The sequence below is a fragment of the Bradyrhizobium sp. 31Argb genome (genome assembly GCF_043638955.1).
Lineage (GTDB): Bacteria > Pseudomonadota > Alphaproteobacteria > Rhizobiales > Xanthobacteraceae > Bradyrhizobium.
This window is the reverse complement of the sequence record NZ_JBEGDB010000329.1, coordinates 1-8,226: the sequence shown is the minus strand read 5'-3', so window position 1 is coordinate 8,226 and position 8,226 is coordinate 1. Positions and strand designations below refer to the sequence as shown.

6 protein-coding genes, 1 pseudogene and 1 other annotated feature are annotated in these 8,226 nt (G+C 57.2%); of the genes and pseudogenes, 1 reads left to right on the top strand and 6 read right to left on the bottom strand.

The features are described 5' to 3' along the window. Nucleotides 1-70: 70 nt before the first annotated feature. The 6 genes from AAFX91_RS36260 to AAFX91_RS36235 are packed head-to-tail and all read right to left on the bottom strand — an operon-like array spanning nucleotide 71 to nucleotide 6,522. Nucleotides 71-1,204, bottom strand: coding sequence for a PLP-dependent aminotransferase family protein (locus AAFX91_RS36260; RefSeq protein WP_394569720.1), 1,134 nt, complete (start codon nucleotides 1,202-1,204; stop codon nucleotides 71-73). Nucleotides 1,205-1,223: 19 nt separating this feature from the next. Further along, on the bottom strand, nucleotides 1,224-2,801 hold the full coding sequence (locus AAFX91_RS36255) for a class I tRNA ligase family protein (protein ID WP_028169264.1): 1,578 nt from the start codon (nucleotides 2,799-2,801) through the stop codon (nucleotides 1,224-1,226). 1 nt (nucleotide 2,802) lies between these two features. Next, nucleotides 2,803-3,132 (bottom strand): cupin domain-containing protein, encoded by a 330-nt coding sequence (locus AAFX91_RS36250; protein ID WP_028169265.1) that lies wholly within the window; start codon nucleotides 3,130-3,132, stop codon nucleotides 2,803-2,805. A 24-nt stretch (nucleotides 3,133-3,156) separates the two neighbouring features. Continuing rightward, entirely contained in the window at nucleotides 3,157-3,936 is a 780-nt protein-coding gene (locus AAFX91_RS36245) for a phytanoyl-CoA dioxygenase family protein (protein WP_394569719.1), read from the bottom strand. Between the two features lie 40 nt (nucleotides 3,937-3,976). Beyond that, on the bottom strand, nucleotides 3,977-5,206 hold the full coding sequence (locus tag AAFX91_RS36240; RefSeq protein ID WP_394569718.1) for an MFS transporter: 1,230 nt from the start codon (nucleotides 5,204-5,206) through the stop codon (nucleotides 3,977-3,979). After that, nucleotides 5,203-6,522: a lysine N(6)-hydroxylase/L-ornithine N(5)-oxygenase family protein gene (locus AAFX91_RS36235; RefSeq protein WP_155255674.1), complete on the bottom strand. Its 1,320-nt coding sequence runs from the start codon at nucleotides 6,520-6,522 to the stop codon at nucleotides 5,203-5,205. The genes AAFX91_RS36240 and AAFX91_RS36235 overlap by 4 nt, the downstream gene beginning before the upstream one ends. A gap of 1,107 nt (nucleotides 6,523-7,629) precedes the next feature. Between AAFX91_RS36235 and AAFX91_RS36230 the strand changes: the two are divergent. Continuing rightward, nucleotides 7,630-8,093: pseudogene (locus tag AAFX91_RS36230) on the top strand (transposase); the annotation flags it as partial. Beyond that, nucleotides 7,908-8,024: a sequence feature (AL1L pseudoknot), on the top strand. (Overlaps the previous pseudogene by 117 nt.) Nucleotides 8,094-8,226: the final 133 nt, after the last annotated feature.

Here is an 8,226-nt window from a genome sequence, read left to right as displayed (position 1 = left end):
GCGCGAAACTACTTCGCCGTCGTCGCCATTGCCGCCACTCTGCTCTGGATAAGGTAACTGTCCACACGGCCTAGAGGTTAGCATGCAAATTACCTAAGCGCTCCAGCCCCTGCTCAATGAGAGATATTGGAAGATAGCTGAAACACAGGCGCACGTGACGGCCACTTCGTGGGCCATAGTTGCGACCATTTATAAGGTGCACGTCGTGCTCGCGGCTCGCAGCTTCAATAAACATCTCCGGATCCGTACCCGCGGTAAGCCGTACCCAGAACGAGAAGCCCCCGCTTGGCACCGTATATTCCGGCTCGCAAATCCGGCTGCGCTGCAACAACCTATGCACGCTGTCTCGCTTCGCTTGGTAGTGCTCGCGTAAGCGTGTTATGTGCGCGTCAAGAGCGCTCGATTGCAACAACCCCAAAACGACATTACTCAAAACCGGACTTACGCCGCCGTCGGGTTTGAGGTGCGCAAGCCTGTTGATGATGTCGGACTCCGCAAGCACCCAGCCTACCCGTAGCCCCGGTCCGGCAACTTTTGAGATGCTATGGACATTGATCACGTTGTTGCCTGGCGCCAGCCAATGCACTGGACCGTTATAGGGCAACTCAGCATAGACAAGATCCTGCACCAAGAGAGCGCCACTGCGGGCTAGCAGGCCCGCCAACTTGGCCACATAGTCGCACGACATCTGGCGCCCGGTTGGATTATGAAATGCTGGCATCGTGTAGAAAAGCTTCACCCGGGCATTGGTCTGCAGCATTGCCTCGACTTCGTTCAGATCCACTCCCTCTGCGGCCAGACCTAGCTGGACCACGGTTGCACCCGCGATCGAAAACGTACGCAGTGCGCCCAAGTAGGAGGGGTCCTCCGTCAGGACCACGTCACCGGGGTCAATCCAGCCATCGGCAAGCAATTGTAAAGCCTGTGAAGCACCACCCGTAAGCATAACTTGGTTATGCCGCACGCCGTACCTCAGTGCGAGCTTTGTACGAAGTTCGGGCAAACCCGCCGCATCCGTATACTGCGGCAGATCGGCGGGAGCGACACCTGTACCTCCGTCAAACGCGCCTGGCCACGGCAGTTCTGCAAACATCACCGGATCGGCCAGCGCGTGGCCGAAATTGATACCATGTTTCGCAGTTGAGGAGTTGAATGGCGCAAAGCCCTGAGCGACAGCGCTGCGTTTTGAGATGCGCGAATTCATGGCTTCGTCATTCGGATCTTCATGATTGCCAAATCTGTTCTTTGCAAAAGCGCTTATTGTACTCCGCGGCAAAGTTTGCGGGTATTGGCGCGCTGAAACGGGGAAAGTCCACCGACGTCTTTGGCTGGGCTGCTACGGCTGATGTCTCGAGGGACGGCCGCCACGCACCGCCAAAGTAGTGCTGGCCGTAGCCCATCGCTAGCTCAGGTACTACGGGATAGAGTAGGCTCAGGAACAGCGAGATCTGCGCAGCATTCCATGTCCAACCGTCTGCATGTGCAAAGCCAGCTAGCTCGAAGTACTTGTCGATGATATCAAGCGCATCCCAGAAACGCAGTGTGGTGACCGCATCGGCGTAATCTTCAGCGAAGCGGCGGAAATTCGGGGACAGTTCGGTGCTCTCTACTGTGCGTGCGTTTTCTGCATACCGGCGTAACGCATCTTCCCAGACCCGAATGCGTGAGGCTGCCGAGATGAGCCCGTCGAGATCAAAATCGTTTGCGTCGGTTCCAAACGGCTTGGCCACTCGCGCCAGTGCATAACGGAGTACGTTTGGCCCCACCTCGCGCGCCACTTCATCGGCCCAAAGAGCATGATCACGACTGGTGGAAAACTTTTCGCCTTCCAGCTTGTAGAAATCCTGGACGGAGTGATTTTTGGGAATTGGGTAGCCGCGCGCGAGCAGAGCGCCGGCCACACCTAGCGTGTAATAGAAGCGGTTATCTTGCCCCATGAAGAAAAGAAGCTCGGTGTTCTGGTCGTGCAACGTCGCGTTTGCGTCCAGACCGGCGCGGGCGCATTGCTCGCGAATTCCGGTGTCGAAGCACCAGAGGCCCTCAAACCATGTAAGCAGCGTTTGGCCGATCAGAGAGTCAGGCTGTTTTACCTCCACACCGTGCCTGAAATGGCGGGTCATCGGCAAGCCGCGCACCTCCCGGTGTAGCCAAGCGCGCGCCTTGGCGCGTATCGGCTCGGGCCATGTGCTTTCTCCAATGGCTTCGTGCAGTGGGCGAGCGAGACGTGGCATGTCGAACACGGCCTGCGTGATGGGTCTTAGCACAAGATCGCGGCCGCAGGTGACGTGCCGTGCGTCACGGATTGTGTCGTGCTGAAGAGCCAGCCCGCAGTTCTCACACAGATTGCTGTCGCAAGGCGATGAGCAAGCCGGGCAACGGCCAGTTGCGAGCGAGTCCGTAACGAGCTCATCGCAATGGTCGCAATACAGTTGGACGCCCTGCCGTACGTCGACGTAGCCGGCCCCTTGCAGCTCGCGGAATATAGCTAGCGCATTTTCCTTGTGAATCGCGCTAGATGTGCGCACGAACACATCGGGAGTAATTTGCACGGCGCGCAAACACTGTAAGATCTGGTGAATGTATCGTTCTGCGACCTCGCTAAAGGATTGGCCGAGCTTTCGTGCCGTTTCGAGCGTATATGTGCCGTGCTCGTCTGAGCCAGTGATGTAGTAGGCCCGATGGCCGGTCATGCGTTGAAAGCGGACGAAAATATCAGCGAGTAAATACACGCCGCCGATGTGACCCAGATGTAGTTTGCCGTTAGGGCAAGGCGGCGCGGGACAGACAAAATAGGTGCGCACGTCAATCCCACCAAATCGAGATAAACTTGAGAGCGCTGTCTTGGCTGATATTACGGATAGTGTGCGTCTGATGTGGCGACATGTAACACAAGGTCGTTTCGCTAACCTCACGGACCTGACCGTCGACTTCGAATTCTCCACGACCAGAGATCAGCACCCAAAGTTCGTGCTCCTGATGATCGTGCGGGTCGACCGCATCGCCTGGAGCGAGCTCCACGACTGAAGCGCCAAATGCTGGGCTGAGACCCTCCGGGAGATGCTCCAAAAGGCGCCAGACCAGAACGCCGTATTCGGTTCGCATCAGAGAATGATCGGCCTGCTTCGTGTACACGTTGGTCTTCCTCAAACGTGGCTATCAGTCGCGATAGAATATGCCATTGGGAATCTTCAGGTTTTCAAGATCCGCCACCGCTTCCTCTGGTGGGTTGTAGGCGCGCTTCATGCGGTTGTATTCGGTGCGTGTCGGACCTCCAGTGGATGCGCGCTGGAACACCAAGTGAATCGCACGACGCGGCCGATCGCTCTTGTTTGGCAGTGAGTAATGGGGCGCATAATCGTCGAAAATGAAAGCATCGCCAGCCTTCAAGTGCACCGGCTCCCATGTGAAGGTTTCGGCGATCTCCGGGCGAATCACGCCGCCGGCATCCATCGGAAACACTCCTTCCTTATGGCGAGCTGGCGTGAAGAAAAGCCCACCGTTACCCGGGTCCGAGTCGTCCACGGCAATGGATGCAATTGCGTGCACCATGCGTTCGGGTATCTTGTGCGGGATATGATAGATGTCCTGATGTGGGCGGTATCCGCCGCTGTCCGGATACTTGAAGATCAGAAGTTCCTTCAACATCCGTGTTTCCTCATTCAAGAGTGTCTCGACCGCTGTACGAATGCGGCCATCGGCCAGGAGCGCCTCCCGTAGAGGGGCATGGTAGTCTAAGAAGTTCTCGGCCTTGGAGATAATCTTGCGGCTGTCACTCGTCTTCTCGAACCACAACATCCACTTGTCGGAGCTTACATCCCAACGTGCGACTTCCTCAACGAAACGAGAAATCTTGTCGCGCGTGGCTGGATCGAAGAACTGTTCCAATCGAAGATATCCATCCTTATGCCATTTCGATTGTTGTGCCTCAGTCAGCATGTGTGAGCTCCTTCGTAAGATGAGACGGATCAGTTGTGCTTTACCCCAGGCGGCTTGCTAGCACCGCATTAAGAGCGGTCGCGCTCAATAGGCTCAGCAACATCACGTCAGGGCCGAATCCACGGACCAACTGCCCTCCGACCAGGGGAAAGCCGAAGAGCCCGAGGAAGTATGCGAGCGTAAAGATCTGCGAGGTAGTGGGCACGGAGACGCCGTGCTCGCCGGCAAGATTGACGGCTATCGTGTTCAAGGTTGAATAACTTAACCCATAGCCGGCGGCAAAGAGGACGGTGGCCGCGATATAGAGTGAGGTGCTGCCACCATTGAGAAGGAACAACACCAGAGACGCAGCGGTCAGTAGGATGAGCGTGAGCGCCAGTCGCTGTAACGGCAGGCTGCCCATGAGGTGAGCGACCGAGAAGCGTAGTACCACGCTCGTAGCAGTAAAAACGAGAAAGAACAGATCGGAATTCAAGTGACGTGATGCGGAATACGCGCTCTGATATGTGGACAGCCCCGCGAACATGCAGGCTGAAATCGCAATCATGGCGATGGGGAGTGCTGTGCACTTCTGAAGCAGTGTCGTAGTCGCGGCCAGTGTAATTTCGACATCCGGCATCGGCACTGCCGATAGCCTCGACATCGCGCGTCTTGTAAGGTCTACGCAGGCGGCTGCGATCACGCACGCAATCGCAAGCACCGCATAAATCGTGGCCAGCGAACCAGTGTATTTTGCAAGCAAGTGACCAAGTGGAGCCGCTAGGCCGAGCCCAGCCATTTGTGATCCGGATAAGACAGTCAAATACTGAATACGTGCTGAGGGACGTAGATGGCGGATGATCTGCAGCGGTGCCAGAATGAAGAACACTGACCAAGAAGAGCCCACCAGTAATCCTCCACCGTACGCCGCTCGCCTATCGAGGGCAGCGCCGGCAAAGGCCAGCATGGCTAAGGCCATAAATAGCGAGGCGACAGTCAACGTGGGCAATAGGCCTATCCGCTTTGCCAGCCAGCCTGCCAAGCAACAGGAAACGAGAGTGGCAGCCATGCCGTTGGAAATAATAAGACCCGCGGCTCCACTATCCGTTCCGAGCGCATGCATGTAGTCCGGCAATAGAAAGCTAGTGCCGTAAGCTGCTGCAATGATAATGGAGGCAATCAAAAATGGTGCAAAGGCGCGGTAGTCGAGCGTGCCTGAAAGCTGGTCGGCGGCTTTAGCCGTTCCATCCGCAATCCGGCCCCGCAGCCGTGAGGTCGAACCGCCGTTCATATGCTACCCAGTCGGGTTGATGGCATCGCAACCACACCGGCGTCTCGTTCAGACGTGTCCGAAGGTGCGTAAACCTCAATCATCTGCCTGTCGGATGTATTCAAATAGAACGGTCGGCCGAGGAGGCTATTAATAATCAGGCTGTTGCGGTACGCGACCAAAGATAGATTGGCGCTCTGCAATCCGTGCTGCACGCGGCTTTGATTTTGTAGATATATTGGTCCTGGCATGTGCCGACTGAAGCGGACTGCGTAGTCCGGGCCGAGTACGGGCAGGCCGTCTTCCATACACGCGCCTTCGAGGAGGGCCTGCAAGAAGGGCGGCGTACGTGGCTGGAAGCCTGTAGCAAGCACTATACGATCGACGAGGATGCAGCTATTTCGCTGCGTTGCGATCTCATTTAGATCTACTCGCCAGCGCTTGTTGTGGGACGTGACGTCTTTCACGACTACGCTGGACAACACACGAAATCGGTCGGCCAGCGTGCCATCCAGGCTGCGTTCGTACAGCATTTCATATAGGCGGTTGCACAAATCGACAGAAATACCATCGCTCGTAAGCATCTCGCCCTCGACTATGTTCCGGCGTTGCTGAAGCGGTAGAGCGTGAAAGCGACGGCTATAGGCGGGCGTGTAAGCCTCATTCACGAAACTGTTGTCGTCGATGGCAAACAAGTTCGAACGCGACGTTGCCCACGTGATCTGGGTGGATACAGAACGAGTAAGAATATCCTCGATGATCTCAGCCCCGCTCTGACCGCCTCCCACAACGAGCACATGCTCGGCTGCATACGGTAGCTGCCGCTCGAGATAGTCGGCTGCATGGTAGACGGTGTCACATAGCAAAGATCTGGCACAGGCCGGGATCTTGGGCTCTACGCCAACGCCGACAACAACGGCGCGCGCCAAGTATGTGGTTGTATTCGTGCTGATGCGGTAGCCATCCCTAAAAGGAACAACATCCTTGACTTCCTCGGAGAAGCGGAGCGTATTGAGTCGCCCTGCGACCCACCGGTAATACTCAATGAACTCCCGCCGGGACGTTGAAGCATTGCGCTTGTTGACAAAGCTGTAGAGCCGACCATGCAGTGCCAAATAGTTGAGGAATGAATATGGGCTAGTAGGATCGACCAGGGTCACGCAATCCTTGAGCGGCGACACCTGTAGGCGACTGTTCGGCAGCGCAAGGCCTGGATGCCAAAAGAGTGCGTCTCGCTTCTCCAGGAAAAGTGCGCGGAGCGGAGTAGGTTCAATAAGCGCTGCGAGGCTAAGGTTAAATGGGCCGATGCCAATTCCGATGAGGTCCAGCATTTCCATAGAAGTCTCTTTGAGCTCGTGTAAGTTCTTGACGTTGGCGCTCGTGTAAATTCTGCTCGGGTCCGGGCGCGTCGCTTCATTACTGAAGCACGTTTGTGTGACTTGGGATGGGGCAGCGGCTTGGCCCGCAATGGCGCGTCTTGCAAGCCGTCTGCTGAAACCTCTCATTCGTGGGAACACTAAAGTCCGGCTGCGACCATCTTCACCCACCCATCCGGTGGTCTCTGCTCATCAGCAATCGCCGTGCCAGCCACAAAATCTCGACTGCGCCTCGTTGGACGAGAAGAACATGCCCACCTACAGCATTTCGTGCGGAATTGCCCCGGCAGCTCCGTCGGATTTACGACATTGAGGCGGCAATCGGACATCCACATACGGAATACCGAGCGCACGGATCCATGGCTGAGAAACGAACACACTGTGAATGCTCATCTACGCCGACAGTGCTCAAACCATCATGATCTTTCCACGCATTGTCAGCCCTTCAGGCCTCGCAGACCGCTCGTCTGTGGTGTCGCACCAGGAGAGCTGCGTCGCACTACGCGGGCAGCAGACATCTTCGGCTCCGCAATGTTGGCAGTTTCTCAGGTAATGGCGGTGGACAGTTCCGCTTTGGCTGATTGCGGCGGCCTTTTTTGGGCTTAGCCAAGAGGCCGGTGAGCGTAAACAACAAACAGCGCCGCCAAGCGCGAGGAGTTTCTGGTGACGGAGCCTTGCCGACGCGCGCCCGTGCGGGCGATCTTCTGATTGGCTAACGTGCGGCACACACCGGCTTGTGCGCTTTCGAAACGTGAGTAGCCTCAAAGCATGTCCTGTTCTAGTAAAAACCTCCGGCCGCAGCGCGCGACCGGAGGCTTGCGTTGGAACGTTAGCACATCGTTGTCCAGCGTTAACTGCTCCTTGCCAGCGCCGTTAACACGCCAGGTTATGGTCCCCCTGGCATTTTCTTTAAGCCACGCACTCAGCGCACGCAGACGTGTAGCTCGCTTCTGCGCAGACTGCCCGAGCTCCGCAGTCGGGTTTCTAAGGTCCTTCAAGGCTTGGCCGAGCGTGGCCTTGAACCGCCCCGGGTTTGCCGGAGGCTCCAGCTCCTGAGAGGATGGAGCCATGACGAGCAAGACGACGAACAGATTTTCACCCGAGGTCCGGGCCCGTGCGGTTCGGATGGTTCTGGATCACGCGAGCGAGCATCCGTCCCGCTGGGCGGCGGTGACCTCGATTGCGGCCAAGATCGGCTGCACGCCGCAGACGCTGCATGACTGGGTCAAGAAGGCCGAGGTCGACAGCGGGCAGGCGTTCCGACCGACATGGCTGAGAAGCTGAAGGCCCTGGAACGGGAAGAACCGTGAGCTTCGGCACGCCAATGAGATCCTGCGCAAGGCGAGCGCCTATTTTGCGACGGCGGAGCTCGACCGCCGGTCCAAGCCATGATCGCCTTCATCGACGATCAACGTGGGACGTATGGGGTCGAGCCGATCTGCAGGGTCTTGCCGATCGCCCCTTCGACCTACCCCGCCCATGTGGCCAAGCGGCGCGATCCGACCAAGCTGTCGGCGCGCGCCAGGCAGGATGAAATGGACCCGCGGAGCGGGACCGCTTGAACCGGTTTGTTAGTTGGAAACTGACTGCTCCTGATCCCTTTCTATCACGCAGCCAGAGACGCTGTCTGCTGCAGTTGCTGTGGGCATGTGGTCAACGCGGCAG